Here is an 18,926-nt window from a genome sequence, read left to right on the forward strand (position 1 = left end):
GCAGCCAGACAATTTTTGACACAGAAAAATAAGCGAAAGCGCACGGGGCAACCTACCACAGACGCGAATTACGCGCAGAGTAAGTAGGGTGACGCCGCGGGCTGGTTTACCTGGCCTGGGGAAAAAAGTACATTGTGCTGAAAGTAAATAACAACATGGACCCGGTGCTCAGGATGCATCGCCACCGGGACTATCCTGCAACGAGGAGAGGAAAATGGCGGTAACACAAATAGCCCAGGCATGCGATCTGGTAATTTTCGGCGCCAAAGGCGATCTCGCCCGTCGTAAACTGTTGCCCTCGCTGTATCAGTTAGAGAAAGCGGGTCAGATTCATGAAGAAACCCGGATTATCGGCGTTGGCCGTGCAGAGTGGGATAAAGCTGAATACACCAAAGTGGTGCGTGAGGCGTTAGAAACCTTCATGAAGGAAAAGATTGACGAAGCGCTCTGGGATAAGCTCAGTAACCGTCTCGATTTCTGTAACCTTGATGTCAACGATACTTCGCATTTCCCAAGACTGGGTAAGATGCTGGATCAGAAAAACCGCACCACGATTAACTATTTCGCCATGCCGCCCAGCACCTTCGGGGCCATTTGTCAGGGCCTCGGCATGGCCAAGCTCAATGCGAAACCGGCGCGCGTGGTGATGGAAAAACCGCTCGGCACGTCGCTGGAAACGTCAAAAGAAATCAACGACAGCGTAGGCGAGTATTTCGATGAGAGTCAGGTGTTCCGTATTGACCACTATCTGGGGAAAGAAACGGTTCTGAACCTGCTTGCGCTGCGTTTCGCAAACTCCATCTTCGTGAACAACTGGGATAACCGCACCATCGATCACGTGCAGATTACCGTGGCTGAAGAGGTGGGCATTGAAGGCCGTTGGGGTTACTTCGATAAAGCCGGGCAGATGCGCGATATGATCCAGAACCACCTGTTACAGGTGCTGACCATGATAGCAATGTCTCCGCCTTCCGATCTCAGTGCCGACAGCATACGCGATGAGAAAGTGAAAGTGCTGCGTTCGCTGCGTCCTATCGATCAGACGAATGTGCGTGAGAAAACGGTGCGGGGTCAGTACACCGCCGGCTTTGTGCAGGGCAAAAAAGTTCCCGGCTACCTGGAAGAAGAGGGCGCCAACAAAACCAGCTCTACGGAAACCTTTGTGGCCATTCGCGTCGATATCGATAACTGGCGCTGGGCGGGCGTGCCCTTCTATCTGCGCACCGGTAAGCGTTTGCCGACCAAGTGTTCTGAAGTCGTGGTGTACTTCAAAAACCCAGAGATGAACCTGTTTAAAGACTCTTACTCCGAGTTACCGCAGAACAAACTGACCATCCGTCTGCAGCCGGATGAAGGGGTGGACATTGAGATCCTGAACAAGGTGCCGGGTCTGGATCATAAACACAAACTGCAGACGACCAAGCTGGATCTGAGCTACTCAGAAACCTTTAACCAGTCTCATCTGGCGGATGCGTACGAGCGTTTACTGCTGGAATCGATGCGCGGCATTCAGGCACTGTTCGTGCGCCGTGACGAGGTGGAAGCCGCCTGGACTTACGTTGACTCCATCATCAACGCCTGGGCCGCAGATGGTGATTCCTCCAAACCTTATCAGGCCGGCACCTGGGGACCGGTGGCGTCCGTCGCGATGATCACGCGAGACGGTCGTTCCTGGAATGAATTCGAATAATCCCTTCCCAGCCCGCATAATGCGGGCTTTTTTTTGCACCACCTCTCAAAAATGAACTGCTGTTTTAAAAATTTTATCCGTTGATGGACGGTGAAACGGAGAATCCTGTATGGTAGTCGTGCTGTTAACCGGACTGGCGCTGTAAAGGCTTCGGCGCAGTGATCACAATGTTATTTACCAGGGGAAGTGATGAAAAACTGGAAAACGAGTGCAGAACAGATTCTGAAAACCGGACCGGTCGTGCCGGTAATCGTGGTTAACAAGCTGGAACATGCGGTTCCCATGGCTCAGGCGCTGGTCGCCGGCGGCGTCAGGGTGCTGGAAGTGACCTTACGCACGCCCGTGGCGATGGATGCCTTACGCGCCATTATCAAACAGGTGCCAGAGGCTATTGTCGGTGCGGGAACGGTGCTGAACACACAGCAGCTCCAGGAAGTGACGGAAGCGGGCGCACAGTTTGTAATCAGCCCTGGTATCACCGAGTCCTTACTCAAGGCCGCCGTTGAAGGGCCAGTTCCGCTTATTCCCGGCATCAGCACGGTGTCAGAATTAATGACCGGCATGGATTACGGTCTGCGAGAGTTTAAATTTTTCCCGGCCGAAGCCAACGGCGGGGTAAAAGCGCTACAGGCCATCGGTGGGCCTTTCCCTCAGGTGCGTTTCTGTCCGACGGGCGGTATCTCACCAGCGAATTACCGTGATTATCTGGCGCTGAAAAGCGTACTTTGTATCGGCGGCTCCTGGCTGGTGCCGAACGAGGCGCTGGAAGCAGGGGACTGGCAGCGTATTACGCAACTGGCCAGCGAGGCCGTCGCGGGGGCCCGCTAACGGGCAGACGGTGAGCCCGCAGGCTCACCGCACTCACTTAACCCTGAACGCTGACGGCAGCCGCACTGGCTACCGCGCGCGCAACAGCCTCTTCCGTTGTCTCGGCGCAGGCCAGAGCAACACCTAAACGACGCTGACCTTCAATTTCGGGCTTGCCAAACAGGCGCAACTGCAAACCCGCCCCCAGTGCTGCTTCTACATTCGCAAACCGGACATTCTGGCTGGTTAACTGCGGCAGAATAACGGCTGAAGCAGAAGGGCCGTACTGGCGAATGGCCCCTACAGGCAGCCCCAGAAACGCGCGGACATGCAGGGCGAATTCTGACAGATCCTGCGAGATCAGCGTCACCATGCCGGTGTCGTGCGGACGCGGAGAGACTTCACTGAATACCACTTCATCGCCGCATACAAACAGCTCCACACCAAATAATCCATAGCCACCCAGTGCGTTGACCACGGTTTCCGCGATATGCTGGGCACGCTGTAGCGCCAGGTCGCTCATCTGCTGCGGCTGCCATGACTCACGGTAATCGCCGTCTTCCTGGCGATGACCGATAGGGGCGCAGAAATGAATGCCGTCAACGGCCCTGATGGTCAGCAGGGTGATTTCAAAATCAAACTTCACCACGCCTTCAACGATAACGCGTCCCGCCCCGGCGCGACCGCCTTGTTGCGCATAATCCCAGGCCTTATCCAGCTGGCTGGCATCGCGAATAAAACTCTGGCCTTTGCCGGATGAACTCATAACGGGTTTGACGATGCAGGGAAAACCAATCCCGGCGGCGGCAGCGACAAAATTTTCTTTGCTGTCGGCAAAGCGGTAGGTTGAAGTGGGCAGCGCCAGCTCCTCTGCGGCCAGACGACGAATGCCTTCGCGGTTCATGGTGAGGCGGGCAGCGCGGGCAGTGGGCACGACGCGCTGACCTTGCTGCTCCAGCTCCAGCAGTTTCTCTGTTGCGATGGCTTCAATCTCAGGCACCACGAAGTCTGGTTTCTCCTGGGCAATAACGGCGGCCAGTGCGTCGCCGTCCAGCATATTTATCACATGGCTACGGTGCGCTACATGCATCGCAGGCGCATTGGCGTAGCGGTCAACCGCAATCACTTCCACACCCAGACGCTGACATTCCAGCGCGACTTCTTTGCCCAGTTCTCCTGAGCCTAACAGCATGACGCGCGTGGCAGCAGGGCGTAGCGCAGTTCCGAGAGTCGTCATCATTTCACCTAAGCAGTCAACCAGTCAAAATTCGCGCGCAGTATAAACGAAAACGTTTGCGTTCTCACCCCTTGCGCACATTTCATCTCGTTTGCGCTACTTTTCCTGCTCTGACGTTTCCTGACATCTTTTTGGTAATGATGATGTTTCTGAATGGTAACGGGAGTAAATAATGAATAACTGGCTGCAACAGATTCAATCAGTACTGGCAAAAAAGAGCGGTGACGGCAAATCCGGCGGCGGGCTGAGTGAGATGCTGGCCCCCGGTGCGCTGGGTGGCCTGGCGGGATTGCTGGTGGCCAGTAAATCATCACGCAAGCTGTTAACTAAATATGGCGGCAAAGCCTTAATCATCGGCGGCGGGGCAGCAGCGGGCGCGGTGTTGTGGAACAAATACAAACAGCGGGTGCGTGAAACCCATCAGGACGAACCGGGTTTTGGTGAGTTACAGACGCCGGTTGATCAGCGCGCAGAACGACTGGTCACGGCCTTGGTGTTTGCCGCCAAAAGCGACGGGCATATTGATGACCGTGAACGTGCGGCGATTGAGCAGAACATTCATCAGGCAGGCTATGGTCAGGATGCGGAGAATCTGATCCAGCAGGCCATGCAGCGGCCGCTGGACCCCGAATGGCTGGCGGCGGATGTTAAAAATGAAGAAGAAGCACTGGAACTCTATTTTCTCAGCTGTGCCGCCATTGATGTCGACCATTTTATGGAGCGCAGCTACCTGTCGGCACTGGGCGACGCGCTAAAAATTCCGCAGGATGTCCGAAAAGGTATCCAGCAGGATATTGATCAGCAGAAGGCCAGTTAACTCATGTCCGGGCCCGTAACAGGGCCCTGAACACGCTCATACTCACTATCCCTGACTTGGCATCTGAAGACATTAGTGCCACCCTTAATGTTGATGATGTTCAGCAGGATGGATGATATGAAAGCACCTGACGCGAAAAAAATACCTTACGAGATGTCGCTGCATGGCGAGACGCGGGTCGATAACTACTACTGGTTGCGCGATGACAAACGCGAAAACAGCGATGTGCTGGACTACCTGCGTGCTGAGAACAACTATGGTCAGAAAATCATGGCGTCACAGGAGCCATTACAAAACCGTATTCTCCACGAGATCATTGACCGACTGCCGCCTCAGGACCATTCCGTTCCCTACGTAAAAAATGGCTACCGCTACCAAAGCCGTTATGAAAGTGGTAATGAATATGCCGCCTATTACCGGCAGCCTGCCAGTTATCAGGAAACTGATGAATGGACGTTGCTGCTGGATGCCAATCAGCGGGCTTCACACAGTGATTTTTATACTATGGGCGCGCTGCATATCAGCCCGGACAATCAGGTCATGGCGCTGGCAGAAGATTTCCTTTCCCGCCGCCAGTACGGCATTCGCTTTCGCAATCTGGAAAACGGGAGCTGGTATCCTGAGGTGCTGAATGATGCCTCTTCCAGCTTTGCCTGGGCGAATGATTCACGCACGCTCTACTATGTGCGCAAGCATCCGCAAACGTTGCTGTCTTACCAGCTCTGGCGGCATGAACTGGGCACGCCACAAAGCGATGACCAGCTGGTTTATGAAGAAAAGGATGATACCTTTCACCTCAGCATTCATAAAACCACCTCAAAACAGTTCATCCTGATCGTACTGGACAGTACCAATACCAGTGAAATTCAGCTGCTGGACGCCGATTTGCCGGATGCTCTCCCACAGGTCTTTCTGCCACGGCGACGCGATCACGAGTACAGCCTCGATCACTATGACTATACGTTTTTTATACGCTCAAACCGTGAAGGCAAAAATTTTGGCCTGTACCGCACGCGTTACCTCGACGAATCGCGTTGGGAAACCGTGATTCCCGCGCGTGACCATGTGGTGATGGAAGACTTTCAGCTCTTCCGTGACTGGCTGGTTGTCGAGGAACGCCAGCGCGGCCTTACCAGCCTGCGGCAAATGAACTGGCACACGGGCGAAACCAGCGGTATCGCATTTGACGATCCTACGTACGTAACCTGGCTGGCTTACAACCCCACGCCACGCACCAGTAAACTGCGCTATGGCTACTCCTCCATGACCACGCCTGCCACGCTGTTCGAACTGGATATGGACACGGGTGAACGCCGTATTTTAAAGCAGAGCAGCGTCAAAGACTTCAATCCGGATGAGTACAAAAGTGAACATCACTGGATTACCGTGACTGACGGCACCGAAGTGCCGGTCTCGCTGGTCTATAACCGCAAGTATTATCAGAAGGGACAGAACCCGATGCTGGTTTACGGTTATGGTGCCTATGGCAGCAGCATGGATGCGGACTTTAGCGTCAGCCGGCTGAGTTTGCTGGATCGCGGTTTTGTCTATGCACTTGTGCATGTGCGTGGCGGCGGTGAGCTGGGGCAACAATGGTATGACGGCGGTCGTCTGCTCAACAAGATGAACAGTTTTACCGATTTTATTGACGTTACCCATGAACTGGTGGCAAGGGGTTTCGGGCACCCGGACCGGCTTTATGCCATGGGCGGCAGTGCGGGCGGACTGCTGATGGGGGCGGTCATCAATCTCGCACCGACGCTGTATCACGGCGTCGTTGCGCAGGTGCCGTTTGTCGATGTGTTAACCACCATGCTTGATGAATCAATTCCGCTGACCACGGGCGAGTATGACGAATGGGGTAACCCAAATGAGGCGAAGTATTACCACGCTATTCGTCAGTACAGCCCGTACGACAATATTGACGCCCGGCCCTGTCCTCATCTGCTGGTTACCACAGGCCTGCACGATTCACAGGTGCAGTACTGGGAACCGGCGAAATGGGTCGCAAAACTGCGTGAACATAAAACGGATGACACACTGCTCCTGCTCTGTACCGATATGGACTCAGGGCACGGGGGCAAGTCAGGGCGTTATAAAGCCTACGAAGGCGTCGCGCTGGAGCTGACCTTTATCATTGCACTGGCCCAGGGGAGTCTGCCCCCGCCTGACCTCAGGGAAGCTGACTGAGATATTTACGCAGCGCCTGTCGCAATGGCGGGCGCAAATCTTTGACGTTCTCCAGCATCCATTTCAGATAACCCGGATCTTTGCGGGCAATAACGGCCAGCGCCTGGCCGCGATACTTACCAAACGGCAGTACATCATCGCGCTGGGCGGCAGGCTGAGAGCGCTGGCTCATTTCAGCGGCGCTCCAGCCAGACAGGTCCATAATGCGGATCAACAGGGCCGCCGTAACATAGCAGTCGTAAAGTGCGCGGTGAGCATGTAAATCTGCGGGCGGCGTCACTTCCAGCTTCAGACTGTGCCGCAGCGCCTGATTCCCGTATTTGATACCTGGCCACAGCTGGCGTGCCAGCGTCATGGTGCAGATCCAGTCGCCGGCCATCTCAGGCAACATCCGGCGGTCGAAGCTGGCATTGTGCGCGACATAATATGCACTGCCGTGGTAGCGCGTAATGGCATCTTCAATCGGCGGCTTACCCAGCACCATCGCTTCAGTGATGCGATGAACGGCCATCGCCTGGCGGCTGATAGGGCGGTCGGGTGAAACCAAATCGCTCATAGGATTGACGATCTGGCCGTCAATCACATCCACGGATGCCACTTCGACAACGCCGCCTTGCAGCCCGCAGGTTTCTGTATCAATGACACGTAACATTATTTCTGTTTAGGCTCGTAGGGCAGGCGGGACAGATTCAGAGAGGCCTGGCGATAGTGCATCAAGCGCTGACGAAACCAGTCGCGCAGGGCTTCGGGTTGTTCACTGGCCACCATTTCAGCCACCACAGGCATGTTATAGCGTTCTTTAAATGCAACGCCTGCCGCCGCCAGATCAACGTTGACTTTGTCTTTCTCTTCCTGCGACAGCAAGGCAAGGTTATGACTCATGATATTCTCCTGATATGCGTGCGCAAAAGTAATGTTTTCCTCCGCCATACGCAAGGTAAAGGATAGCATTGCTGGCCTCGACAGTTAAATTGCAGCGGCGTATTCTTGCGCCACGTTTATGGCCTTACCAGGCGTTAACAGGATGATGTTATGAAGAAAACATTACTTTCGCATGGCGCAATGATCGCGTTTGCGACCTCGACACTGGCTTTTAGTCCGTTCGCGCTGGCGCACGCGCATCTTACGTCCTCTGTCCCCGCCGCAAAAGCCGAAATATCGCCCGCGCCGCAGCAGATAACCCTGAATTTTACGGAAGATGTTGAGCCCGCGTTCAGCGGCGTTGAGGTGGTGGATGCTCAGCATAAAACGATTGCGGGCAAGATCAGCCGCGATAAAGCCCGGCATAACCAGTTACGGGTTAACTTCGCTCAGCCGCTGACTCAGGGCGCGTATCAGGTAAACTGGCATGTGCTGTCCGTGGACGGGCATAAAACAAACGGAAATTATACGTTCACCGTGAAGTAATCCTGTGACGACACTGTGGGTGGTGCTGCGGGCACTGCATTTTACGGCGGTTATAGTACTGGTCGGCAGCCATTTTTGTACGACGCTGCTGGCGCCCGTTTCGTTACGGGCGGCGCTGATATCGCGCCTGTCACGCCTGATGACAGGCAGTGCAATCCTGGCACTCCTGACTGCGCTGTGTATGCTGGCCGCGCAGACGGCATTGATGAGTGGCGACTGGCACAACCTGGCCGTGCCGGACGTATGGATGGCGGTGCTGTCTACACACTGGGGCGCGGTGTGGCAATGGCAACTCCTCTTTTCGTTGTGCAGCGTAGCCGCTATCCTGATGCGTGACCCGCAGCGGCAGTGGATCGGGTGGCTGACCAGTCTGCTACAGTGTGGTTGTCTGGCGCTCATCGGCCATGCCGCGATGCGGGAGGGGTTAGCTGGCATCGCGCAACAAGGTAATCACGTTGTACATCTGATCGCCGCATCTTTTTGGACGGGTGGCCTGGTGCCGTTACTGGTGTTGATGCAGATGGCACGGAACATTGCCTTCCGAACCACCGCAATCCGCACGATGATGCGTTTTTCCCGCTACGGGCATCTGGCTGTGGCCCTGACGCTGGTCACCGGACTGGTAAACAGCCTGCTGATTGCAGGCTGGCCGGGTGACTGGTCGCTTAACCGTTATGTTGTACTGTTGCTCTGTAAAGTCGCGCTGGTGGGCCTTATGGTGATGATTGCGCTCTGGAACCGCTACCGATTAGTTCCGCGTTTTCATGTCGCTGGCCTGGGCGCACAGCAGCAGTTTATTCGCATGACTCAGCTGGAAATTGTGCTGGCATGCGGCGTAGTGGGGTTGGTGAGTGTGTTTGCTACGCTGTCGCCAACCTGAAATGATCGACATTCAAGAAAGGAACGTTATGTTGCTGAAAAAAGCGATCCCTGCATTGCTGTTATTCACACTGGCTGGCCAGGCGCTGGCGGCACAAATTATCACCGTCAGCCGCTTCGAAATTGGCAAAGACAAATGGCCCTTTAACCGGGAAGAGGTGATGTTAACCTGCGAGAAAGACGGCGCGCTGTTTGCGATTAACCCCAGCACGCTGATGCAGTATCCCCTCAACGACAAAGCGGATGCGCAGTTCAAGGCCGGTCAGGTTAAAGCGCAGCCGATCAGCGTGATTCAGGCCCCGGATAAAGCCCATCCGGATCAGATGATGAGTCTGCAGCCCATCGTCGATCGTGCTCAGGCGCTGTGCGCGAAATAACACGCGATACGGCAGGGTTGTCAGCAAAATTGTTTAGCCGATCACAAACCTGTCGGTTTTTTGCACAGCGCCGCTGCGCTGGCTGGAAAATCTCCTGTCTTGGCCTACGCTTTACAGGCAAGGCGAAAGCCTGAACGAATGCCAACTTTTAGCGCACGGCTCCTTGAGAGCCCTTTCCCTGGACCGAATACCTGGAATAGTGTTCGGTCTTTTTTTATACCCGACGCGTCTTAATATTCATCCCGGCCGCAAAACAGCCAAAACGCACCTGGCGCTGTCATCTTCCCGCCCTTGATCTCCCCCTGTAATCCCGCCACATTAGCGCTTCGCATTCTGATTTTCGTTACGGAGAGAAGCATGTCGTCTGAACAGCAAATCGCCTTACTGAAACGCATTGATGACCGTTACCGGATGCTGACCGGCAGCGGGTTATACTGTCCTGAGCACATAGCCGATCGTTACCGCTGGCTCCACGAGGATGCGCCGTACAGTATTCTCGCGCATAACCGCGAGGCCGATCCGGTTTTTGTCTATGCTAACCGCTGTGCGCTGGATTGTTTTCACTACAGCCTGGCGGAGATGCTGCAACTGCCCTCACGGCTCAGCGCCGGGCCTGCCGACAGGGCAGAGCGGCAGCGTTTGCTGGACAGCGTGAGGCGCAATGGCATCGCCACAGGTTATAGTGGCCCGCGCGTCAATAAACAGGGTGAGACCTTCACCATCTACGAGGGTGAAGTCTGGCAGTCAGAAGAACACGAAGCGGACTGGGGGCAGGCTGCCTTGTTCTGGCCTCGTCCCCGTCAGTCGAGAAAGTAAAATAACGTCGTGCCACGTCATACCTTACCTGCGATGACGTGGCGCAATGGCGTGCGTTACACGCGGAAGGCTTCTACCATGCCGCGCAGCGCATGGGCCTGCTCGGACAGGGATTGTGAAGCCGAAGACGATTCTTCCACCAGTGCCGCGTTATTCTGCGTTACGCTGTCCATCTGACTCACCGCGACGCTGACCTGTGAAATGCCCTGCATCTGTTCGGCGGAGGCAAGGGAAATTTCATCCATCGCACTCGCGAGGTCGCCCACCATGCTGACAATTTTCAGGATACTTTCACCCGTACCGTTGGCCACTTTGACGCCGCTTCCCACTTGCTCCACCGCCTGCTCAATCAGGGATTTTATCTCTTTTGCGGCAGTGGCGCTGCGCTGGGCCAGCGTGCGGACTTCGCCTGCCACGACCGCAAACCCGCGTCCCTGTTCACCCGCCCGCGCGGCTTCAACGGCGGCATTCAGCGCAAGAATATTGGTCTGAAAAGCAATGCCTTCTATCACGCCGGTGATATCGCGAATTTTGGCGGCGCTCAGGGAAATATCGTTCATGGTTTCTGACATGCGGTGGACATCACTCTCACCGCTGCGGGCCAGCTCTGCCGTTTCACGCGCCGTTGAGGCCGTAGTTTGAGCACCGGCGGTATTACTTTTTACCGTCGCAGTTAACTGCTCCATGCTGGCCGCCGTTTCCTGCAAGGCAGCAGCCTGCTGTTCAGTACGCGAGGAGAGTTCGGTATTTCCCTGGGCGATTTCCTCTGCCGCCAGGGCAACATTGCCCGACGTTTGTTTAATTTCTGAGACCAGCCCGCGCAGCTTCGCCTGCATACCATCCAGGGACGCAAGCAGGCTGGTGGTGTCATGGCGACGCAGCGAAACGCTGGATGTCAGGTCACCCGCCGCAATTGCAGCGGCCAGCGCCTGCGCCTGGGCGGGCTCACCGCCCAGTTGACGCATCAGCACGCGCGTAATCACATAGCCGGTTGCTACCGAGAACAGGACAGAAAGCACGGCTAACAGCACCAGCGTTACCGACGCCCGGCTGGTGGACTGGCTGTTAACTTCTACGGCGTTACGGCTGCTATACATCAGAATATCGGTGGCTTTATTAAGCGCATCCAGCATATTGCGCTGCAGTGGACGCAGGGTCGTCATGAGATAGCGCGTCGCTTCTGTTTGCTCATTTTTTAGTCCCAGTTGCCCGGCCGTCACGAAGGACGCCATCATCGGAGCTTCAAGTTCCCTGATATGATTCAGGGCAGCCTGTTCTTCCGCTGTAGACTGAGTCTGCATCATGGTTTCAAGTGTCTCGCGGTTTTGAATGAACAATGCTTTCTGCGTATTAAGGCGCTGTAACTCTGGCTGCATTTCTTTGTCGTCGGTGAGCAGGGCCAGGTTTCGCACGGCTATCGCCAGATCGCGCAGTCCGCCACGCATATCCAGAATAAGTTGGTATTTTCTCATTTTGCTGTTCACGACATCGTCCATGCCTGTTTTGGCATGATGCAGGGAGGTCAGAGAAACGGCAGTACAGAGGATCAAAAGGAGAATGAGCAGGCCGAAACCCGTCGCAAGCCGTGTAGAGATTTTCATAATAAGATTCCTGATAAGGAGCGGTTTCATTCTCTATCGGCATCAGAAGCATAAATAATTAATGGAAAATGCAAAATTTACATAAATATCGTTAATATTTTATTTTGCACCATTGAAAATGATCTTAATCAATAAATGGTCAGATAAAAGGATTTCATTGCGAAGGAGGGGGTAAATGATGAAAAAACAAAGAATTTCTTTATGTATTACATCGGGAAAACATGTGTTTTTGAGGTGATAGATAAATATAAGTGGTGATTCCTCCCTAACCCTGATGCGCCTACAGCCTGGGCCGAATCCGGACCCGAAAAACGTTAAGCTCAGCACGTTTTTGCGATTGGTAAGGGGCACGCGCTTGTCTTTTTGCTGAAGTGTGAGGGGCGATTATCCCGAGCCCGCACAGGGCCGCGACCGTCATGCGTGTCCCTGGATCACTGAAAATATGTGAGGCAGGTAACAATATTGACGAAAATTTTAAGTTTATCAGACACTCCCTTACCCTGATTTCTTCACCATAGCGACTCCATTCACAGCATGGGATAGCACAATGCGGAAATCATTAGCAGTGGCCTGGATGTTTTTGATTGTCTCGTTTGGTTCTGCCGCACAAAGCCTGGTACACAGCAGGCACGATCCGACGTATCTCGTCGGACTGAAAACGTACAGTAGCCTTGCCGATACGCCGGAATCACCGGATGAGCATGTGAGGGAAAAGCAGCATGATGTAGGCAATGCATTATGATGTGAGGATAAAAATGGCTCGCCCCGGCGAGCCATATTGGTATTACAGGGCAGGTTTGGGAGCCAGCACTTTTTTGCCCAGTCTGATGCCCGGTTTCTCAACATACTGGTACAGCAAAGAGGCCAGGCCATATGTCAGCGGCAGAGATACGGCACAGACAATCAGGAAACGCGTGACATCACTCTGGTAAGCAATATCCGTTTGTTTCAGCAACAGCGCGATAGCCGGAATCACAATCAACAGATGCAGCAAATACACGGAAAAAGAGACATCGCCCAGCCATGTACTCAGGCGGTTGTTTAACACCTTACGTGGAAGCTGAATGAGCCGCGCCATCAGACTGTTTTCCTGATACTGCCACAGCACCGCCGCCATGCCGATAATCATCAAGGCTTCCATCACCACCTGAAGTTTGATCGCGCCTAACCCGATAAACACACTGACCACCGGGCCAGCAAGGGCAAAGACCACATAGAGCAGGGTCCTGCGCCGTACGGCCTCCGCCAGCAGCATGCCCGAAATAAACATATTGAGTTTAATCAGAATCATGGACGGCATTTCAAAGGCTTCGTAATAGTCAGGCAGCAGATAACGGCCGGTACAGCTCAGCGCCATGATGCACAGCAATGCCGGGGCATAACCGAAGCGCATAACCGCCAGCATGATAAAGGGAAACAGCAGATAAAACTGCATTTCCAGCCCGATACTCCAGTCGGGCAGCGTGGTGTTAAAGCCATAGGCGGGCAGGACGCCAAACAGGAAAGAGAAATGCGTCACGACATTCATGAGTGACTGATCGGCATAGCGTGAGGCATCGGTCGCTGTGCCCGAATAAACATGTGCGATCGTGTCGCGCATCTCGCCAAACCAGGGGCCAGAGATGAGCGCGACCGCCAGCAGCAGATAGTAAAGCGGGGCGATGCGAAAAAAACGCCGTAGCCAGAATTTCTTGATGGTTTCCGGGCTTTGCCACGGCTCTTTTTCCTGACGTTCGACATAGTTTTTTGCCATCAGGTAGCCCGAAAGCAGGATAAACAGATCCACACCAATCCCCGGAGAGGAGAGTAAAGTGATATGGCAATGGATAAGCAAGCTTATGTGTCCCAGCAGTACCCAAAGAGAAGCAATCCCCCGTAACCCTTCCAGTTCCGTGGACCATCCTCGCGTTGCAGACATGGTAAAACCTCGTTAATCAATTATTTATACTGGATCCAAAGGCATCACTAAGCCCTAACAGTCGGATCAAGTCCACCTGCAATGATAAAAGTAAGAGGATTCTGACATTATGATGAATAATCGATCTGCGTGATAATACACACACCTTTGAGTGGCTCAGAAGTGACTGTCGATGGCAAAGGTCTATCCCTTTCTCAGACGTGCCTGCCACTGCGGATAAGAGGGACGTATTTTCATAAACAGCAGGGCAGGACGGCATTGCAGACGTACGGGTAAAGGGCGGAAAGGGGACGTCTGCGTCCCCTGTTCTCAGGCCAGTTTCAGCATAACCATGCCCAGCAACAGCAGAGCCAGGCCCGCCCAGCCTTTGCGGTTCAGGCGCTGACCAAAGAGAATGCCGCCTGCAGCAACGGTGGCGACGAGACCAAACCCGCCCCAGAGCGCGTAAGCCACGGAAAGATCGATACCTTTCACGGCCTGCGACAGCGCACTGAATGCCAGCAGCACACAGCCCAACGACGCGATGCCGGGCAGGGGCTTTTTAAAACCGTTGCTGTACTTGAGCATGATATTGGCGGCAATTTCCAGCAGGACAGCCAGTGCCAGCCAGGCAAAATGAATCAGATCAGGCAGGGTCATGATCGGCCTCCTTCTTGCTGCCGGTTTTCATCAGCAGAATGCCGACAATCAAGGTGACCAGACCGCAGATTTTCAGCGGCGATACGGTTTCATCAAACAGATGCACGCTAAACAGCGTGATCAGCATAATGCCGATACCTTCCCAGAGGGCATAAGCGACCCCCAGTGCGATACGTTTGATGGCAAAACTCAGGAAGATATACGAACAGGCAATCATGCCCAGCATAATCAGATAGCCGCTCTGGCTTTGATTCAGGCTGGACCATTTCATGGTCAGGGTACCCATGATTTCCGCAACAATAGCGAGTGCTAATAATCCCCATGCGCGCATGGTTTTTTCTCCACAACTAGCGTCGTAATTAACCCACCGTGATGCCACGGCAGAAAGGAATAAACGAGCGGAAAGGGGACTAAAGCGCGCTGCGCCAGTGCTGATCGAGGGCGTTAACGCTGAGTAATGCGAGGAACGAAAGGGCGGTAAAACGGGGAATGAACATCCTGCTCATAATTACACAATGCATCCACGTTATTGCTTCTCTTCAGTGGACGGGTAAAGCCTCCGATAATAAACACCCACACTTTATACCACCACCGGCGTTAAAAGCACAGCGCGATATTGTAAGTTGAATTGACATAAATCAGAGCAATCATGCTTATTATTCTGATTAATGTAGGTGATAAGTGCAGAAAAAAGAAATAAGCCGGACAGTTGTCCGGCTTAAGGTCAGGGAGGCGATCAGGCTGACCGCTCAGGTGCCTTACGCACTGGTGCATCGCCTGCAACATAGTAGTCTGCGGTACTGCGCGGCAGCGGTTGACGACCACGGATGCAGTCGGCGATTTTTTCACCGATCATGATGGTGGTCGCATTCAGGTTGCCCGTAATAATTAAGGGCATTATGGATGCATCGACCACGCGCAAACCTTCCAGTCCATGTACGCGGCCTTCGCCATCAACCACCGCCATCTCGTCGTTACCCATCTTACAGGTTCCGCAAGGATGGTAAGCCGTTTCGCCATGGTTACGCACGAATTCATCCAGCTCCTCGTCCGTCTGGCATTCAATGCCCGGGCTGATCTCACGGCCACGGTATTTATCCAGCGCGGGCTGATTGATGATTTCACGTGTGATACGAATCGCATCACGGAACTCATGCCAGTCCTGTTCATGCGACATATAGTTGAACAGAATTGCGGGATGGCGACGCGGATCGCGGGACTTCAGGCGCACATGTCCGCGGCTGGGTGAACGCATTGAGCCCACGTGACACTGAAAACCGTGCGCATCGACCGCATTCGAGCCGTTGTAGTTAATCGCTACCGGCAGGAAGTGGTATTGAATATTCGGCCAGGTAAACTCTTCACGGCTGCGAATAAAACCACCCGCTTCGAACTGGTTACTGGCACCCACGCCCGTGCCGTTAAACAGCCACTCTGCGCCGATCTTCGGCTGATTCCACCACTTCAGTGCGGGATACAGAGAGACGGGCTCCTTGCATTCATACTGCAGGTACATTTCAAGGTGATCCTGCAGGTTCTCACCTACGCCCGGCAGGTCATGGACGACCGGGATGTCAAACTGCTGTAACAGTTCGGACGATCCCACACCCGAGCGCTGTAAAATTTGTGGCGAAGCAATGGCACCCGCACACAGTAGCACTTCGCGTCGCGCATGAACGGTGTGCAGCGTATTACTGTCACCGATCATATATTCCACGCCAATTGCACGCTTGCCTTCAAACAAAATACGGTCAGTGGTGGCATGGGTCACGATTTTCAGGTTCGGTCGGCGTTTCGCCTGGTCAAGATAACCGCGCGCGGTGCTGGAACGTCGGCCTTCTGGCGTGACGAAGCGGTCCATCGGCCCAAAGCCTTCCTGCTGATAACCATTCAGGTCATCTGTGCGCGGATAGCCGGCCTGAACGCCTGCCTGAATCATTGCTTCAAACAGCACGTTGTTGCCTTTCTTCGGCGTGGTCACGCTGACCGGACCATCGCCGCCGTGGTAGTCATTGGCACCGGTATCGCGCGTTTCTGACTTGCGATAGTAGGGCAGACAGTCCAGATAGCTCCAGTTTTCCAGGCCGGGCATGCTTGCCCAGTTGTCCAGATCCATCGCGTTACCCCGGATATAACACATGCCGTTGATCAGCGAAGAACCGCCCAGGCCTTTACCCCGACCACACTCCATGCGGCGGTTGTTCATATACGGCTCAGGCTCAGTTTCATACGCCCAGTTATACCGTTTTCCCTGTAAAGGGTACGCCAGGGCCGCGGGCATCTGCGTCCGAAAATCGAAACGATAATCAGGCCCACCCGCTTCCAGCAGCAGAACATTCACGCTACTGTCTTCAGTCAGTCGGGTGGCCAACACATTCCCTGCGGATCCGGCTCCAATGATAATGTAATCAAATTCCATTCGTCGCTCCTCAGGTAAGGGGATTAAAAGACAGACTGAAAGCGCGTCAGCTCAACCTGAACCGACTTCACCTGGGTGTAATTCTGCAACGTCATCAAGCCGTTTTCACGACCGACGCCAGAATGCTTGTAACCGCCGACAGGCATTTCAGCGGCAGATTCACCCCAGGTGTTAATCCAGCAGATGCCCGCTTCAATCTGATGAATGACGCGGTGCGCACGATTCAGATCCCGGGTCACCAGACCCGCGGCCAGACCATATTCGGTATCGTTAGCGCGACGTATCACTTCCTCTTCCGAGGTGTAACTCAGGATCGACATCACCGGCCCGAAAATTTCCTCACGGACAATTTTCATGTCGTCGCGGCAGTCGCTGAATACGGTTGGTGCCACCCACGCGCCCTGATCAAACCCGTCACCGGTTAAGCGTTTACCGCCACACAGCAGACGGGCACCTTCTGCAATACCGGACTCAATAAAGCGCATCACGTTGTCACGGTGGCTGAAGCTGACCAGCGGACCAAAGTTCGTCTCGGGATCGCGCAGATCGCCCGCTTTGATACGGGCAACACGTTCTACGATTTTGGCTTCGAACGCAGACTGCAATGCGGCCGGGACAAAAACGCGGGTACCGTTGGTACATACCTGGCCGGAACTGTAGAAGTTAGCCATCATGGCGATGTCGGCGGCCAGATCGAGATCGGCGTCATCAAAGATGATCAGCGGGGATTTGCCGCCCAGCTCCATGGTGACGTCCTTCAGGGTCGATCCTGCCGCATTTGCCATGACTTTTTTGCCGCTGACGACACCGCCGGTAAATGACACTTTATCGATACCCGGATGCTCGGTAAGCAGTTGACCGGTAACCGCGCCGGTACCGGGCAGCACGTTGAAAACGCCGTCCGGCACACCGGCTTCGGTGTAAATCTCAGCCAGTTTCAGGGCCGTCAGCGGTGTGACCTCGCTGGGTTTGAAAATCATGGCATTGCCTGCGGCGAGGGCCGGGGCAGATTTCCACAGGGCAATCTGAATCGGGTAATTCCACGCGCCAATACCGGCGACCACGCCTAAGGGTTCACGGCGGGTATACACAAACGCGGTATCACGCAGAGGAATTTGCTGGCCTTCCAGCGCAGGGATCAGCCCAGCGTAATACTCCAGCACATCGGCACCGGTAACGATGTCGACGCTGGCGGTTTCACTGAACGGCTTACCGGTATCAAGCATTTCCAGTTCAGCCAGCTCATCATTGCGCTCGCGCAGAATATCTACGGCCCGACGCAGAATGCGTGAGCGTTCCATGGCGGTCATGGCTGCCCAGATTTTTTGCCCTTTTCTGGCCGCTGCTACAGCGCGATCGACATCCTCGCGCCCGGCAATCTGGACATCAGCCAGTACTTCGCCGTTGACCGGATTAATCGTCTGGAAGGTTTCTCCAGACGTCGCGGCAACATAAGTACCATTGATGTAGAGGTGTTGTTCGGTGAATCGGGACATAATTTCTCCTGGTTCCGTTACGCGTGTTCGCCTGCTAACTGCTGGCGAATAAATTGAGTGGTCAGTGTCCGTGCTGTCGTCGGGTCAAAGGGCTTACCGCTTAATGCTGCGCGTAGCCACAGGCCATCAATCATGGCGGCCAGCCCGTGAGCGGCAAGCCTGGCCCTGTCCCTGGGCAACTGGCGGCGAAACTCCACGGCCAGCGATGAAAAAAGACGGCGATGACTGACCCGTTCCAGACGTTGAAGCTGAGGCTGGTGCATACTGCTTGACCAAAAGTCCAGCCAGGCTTTCATCACTGCGCGTTCGACCTGACTTTCGTCGAAGTTTCCTTCAACGATTGCGCGCAGTCGTTCTTCGGCGGGGGCGTTGGCTAACGGCTGCAGGCGACGGGCAACTGCCTCACGTAGTTGCCGGGTGACGTCGCGCATCGTGGCTTCCAGCAATCCGTTCTTGTCCTTGAAATAGTGGCTGATGATGCCGGTTGACACGCCCGCGCGTCGGGCAATCTGAGCAATGGTGGCATCATTAATACCTACGTCATTTATCGTTGCCAGCGTCGCATCGATCAGCTGTCGACGTCGTATTGGCTGCATCCCTACCTTTGGCATTGCGTTCGCTCCCACCCAAAAT

Annotated in this window: 19 protein-coding genes; 9 read left to right on the forward strand and 10 right to left on the reverse strand. The window is 54.4% G+C overall.

Features of this window, described 5'->3' with window-relative positions:
• Positions 1–214 precede the first annotated feature (214 nt).
• Positions 215–1,690, forward strand: coding sequence for a glucose-6-phosphate dehydrogenase (gene zwf / locus C7433_RS00425; protein WP_006120280.1), 1,476 nt, complete (start codon positions 215–217; stop codon positions 1,688–1,690).
• Between the two features lie 189 nt (positions 1,691–1,879).
• A complete protein-coding gene (locus tag C7433_RS00430; RefSeq protein WP_033741962.1) occupies positions 1,880–2,518 on the forward strand; it encodes a bifunctional 4-hydroxy-2-oxoglutarate aldolase/2-dehydro-3-deoxy-phosphogluconate aldolase in 639 nt (212 codons plus the stop codon).
• A gap of 37 nt (positions 2,519–2,555) precedes the next feature.
• Here the strand turns inward: C7433_RS00430 and purT are convergent, their stop codons facing one another.
• Positions 2,556–3,734 (reverse strand): formate-dependent phosphoribosylglycinamide formyltransferase, encoded by a 1,179-nt coding sequence (gene purT, locus C7433_RS00435; protein WP_039343220.1) that lies wholly within the window; start codon positions 3,732–3,734, stop codon positions 2,556–2,558.
• Positions 3,735–3,906: 172 nt separating this feature from the next.
• On the opposite strand from purT, the gene C7433_RS00440 reads away from it, so the two are divergent.
• Both C7433_RS00440 and C7433_RS00445 read left to right on the forward strand, forming a co-directional pair.
• Positions 3,907–4,551, forward strand: a complete 645-nt coding sequence (locus tag C7433_RS00440; RefSeq protein ID WP_110267425.1) for a tellurite resistance TerB family protein — start codon at positions 3,907–3,909, stop codon at positions 4,549–4,551.
• A 117-nt stretch (positions 4,552–4,668) separates the two neighbouring features.
• A complete protein-coding gene (locus C7433_RS00445) occupies positions 4,669–6,741 on the forward strand; it encodes a prolyl oligopeptidase family serine peptidase (RefSeq protein ID WP_033741960.1) in 2,073 nt (690 codons plus the stop codon).
• Here C7433_RS00445 and exoX read toward each other — a convergent pair.
• Complete coding sequence (exoX, locus tag C7433_RS00450) at positions 6,725–7,393, reverse strand: exodeoxyribonuclease X (RefSeq protein ID WP_039343143.1); 669 nt, start codon at positions 7,391–7,393, stop codon at positions 6,725–6,727. The two genes, C7433_RS00445 and exoX, sit on opposite strands and share 17 nt — an antisense overlap.
• Complete coding sequence (locus tag C7433_RS00455; protein WP_006120290.1) at positions 7,393–7,623, reverse strand: DNA polymerase III subunit theta; 231 nt, start codon at positions 7,621–7,623, stop codon at positions 7,393–7,395. The genes exoX and C7433_RS00455 overlap by 1 nt, the downstream gene beginning before the upstream one ends.
• A 150-nt stretch (positions 7,624–7,773) precedes the next feature.
• Here C7433_RS00455 and copC point away from each other — a divergent pair, with 150 nt between their 5' ends.
• From copC to C7433_RS00475, 4 genes are all read left to right on the forward strand, one after another.
• Positions 7,774–8,148, forward strand: a complete 375-nt coding sequence (copC, locus tag C7433_RS00460; RefSeq protein ID WP_033741957.1) for a copper homeostasis periplasmic binding protein CopC — start codon at positions 7,774–7,776, stop codon at positions 8,146–8,148.
• A 4-nt stretch (positions 8,149–8,152) separates the two neighbouring features.
• The gene (gene copD / locus C7433_RS00465) at positions 8,153–9,028 is read left to right on the forward strand and encodes a copper homeostasis membrane protein CopD (RefSeq protein WP_033741956.1); all 876 of its coding nucleotides are present in this window, start codon (positions 8,153–8,155) and stop codon (positions 9,026–9,028) included.
• A gap of 28 nt (positions 9,029–9,056) precedes the next feature.
• Positions 9,057–9,404, forward strand: a complete 348-nt coding sequence (locus tag C7433_RS00470; RefSeq protein WP_110267426.1) for a YebY family protein — start codon at positions 9,057–9,059, stop codon at positions 9,402–9,404.
• A gap of 357 nt (positions 9,405–9,761) precedes the next feature.
• Entirely contained in the window at positions 9,762–10,220 is a 459-nt protein-coding gene (locus C7433_RS00475; RefSeq protein ID WP_110267427.1) for an MEKHLA domain-containing protein, read from the forward strand.
• A gap of 56 nt (positions 10,221–10,276) precedes the next feature.
• On the opposite strand, the gene C7433_RS00480 is transcribed toward C7433_RS00475, so the two are convergent.
• On the reverse strand, positions 10,277–11,821 hold the full coding sequence (locus C7433_RS00480) for a methyl-accepting chemotaxis protein (protein ID WP_033741952.1): 1,545 nt from the start codon (positions 11,819–11,821) through the stop codon (positions 10,277–10,279).
• A gap of 547 nt (positions 11,822–12,368) precedes the next feature.
• Between C7433_RS00480 and C7433_RS00485 the strand changes: the two genes are divergently transcribed.
• Positions 12,369–12,563 (forward strand): hypothetical protein, encoded by a 195-nt coding sequence (locus C7433_RS00485; RefSeq protein ID WP_110267428.1) that lies wholly within the window; start codon positions 12,369–12,371, stop codon positions 12,561–12,563.
• A 42-nt stretch (positions 12,564–12,605) separates the two neighbouring features.
• Here C7433_RS00485 and C7433_RS00490 read toward each other — a convergent pair whose 3' ends face one another.
• The 6 genes from C7433_RS00490 to betI all read right to left on the reverse strand — a co-directional run bounded on the left by C7433_RS00490 (position 12,606) and on the right by betI (position 18,904).
• Positions 12,606–13,739: an acyltransferase gene (locus C7433_RS00490; RefSeq protein ID WP_039343131.1), complete on the reverse strand. Its 1,134-nt coding sequence runs from the start codon at positions 13,737–13,739 to the stop codon at positions 12,606–12,608.
• A gap of 309 nt (positions 13,740–14,048) precedes the next feature.
• On the reverse strand, positions 14,049–14,378 hold the full coding sequence (gene mdtI / locus C7433_RS00495) for a multidrug/spermidine efflux SMR transporter subunit MdtI (protein ID WP_033741950.1): 330 nt from the start codon (positions 14,376–14,378) through the stop codon (positions 14,049–14,051).
• On the reverse strand, positions 14,365–14,709 hold the full coding sequence (gene mdtJ / locus C7433_RS00500; protein WP_006120299.1) for a multidrug/spermidine efflux SMR transporter subunit MdtJ: 345 nt from the start codon (positions 14,707–14,709) through the stop codon (positions 14,365–14,367). Before mdtJ ends, mdtI begins: the two co-directional genes overlap by 14 nt.
• A 405-nt stretch (positions 14,710–15,114) precedes the next feature.
• Positions 15,115–16,797, reverse strand: a complete 1,683-nt coding sequence (gene betA / locus C7433_RS00505; RefSeq protein ID WP_054633655.1) for a choline dehydrogenase — start codon at positions 16,795–16,797, stop codon at positions 15,115–15,117.
• A 23-nt stretch (positions 16,798–16,820) separates the two neighbouring features.
• Positions 16,821–18,293, reverse strand: coding sequence for a betaine-aldehyde dehydrogenase (betB, locus tag C7433_RS00510; protein WP_006120301.1), 1,473 nt, complete (start codon positions 18,291–18,293; stop codon positions 16,821–16,823).
• 17 nt (positions 18,294–18,310) lie between these two features.
• Positions 18,311–18,904 carry a transcriptional regulator BetI gene (gene betI, locus C7433_RS00515; RefSeq protein WP_006120302.1) on the reverse strand — a complete coding sequence of 198 codons (594 nt, stop codon included), beginning with the start codon at positions 18,902–18,904 and terminating at the stop codon, positions 18,311–18,313.
• Between the last annotated feature and the right edge of the window lie 22 nt (positions 18,905–18,926).

Source organism: Pantoea sp. PNA 03-3, from assembly GCF_003201175.1.
GTDB classification, from domain to species: domain Bacteria; phylum Pseudomonadota; class Gammaproteobacteria; order Enterobacterales; family Enterobacteriaceae; genus Pantoea; species Pantoea stewartii.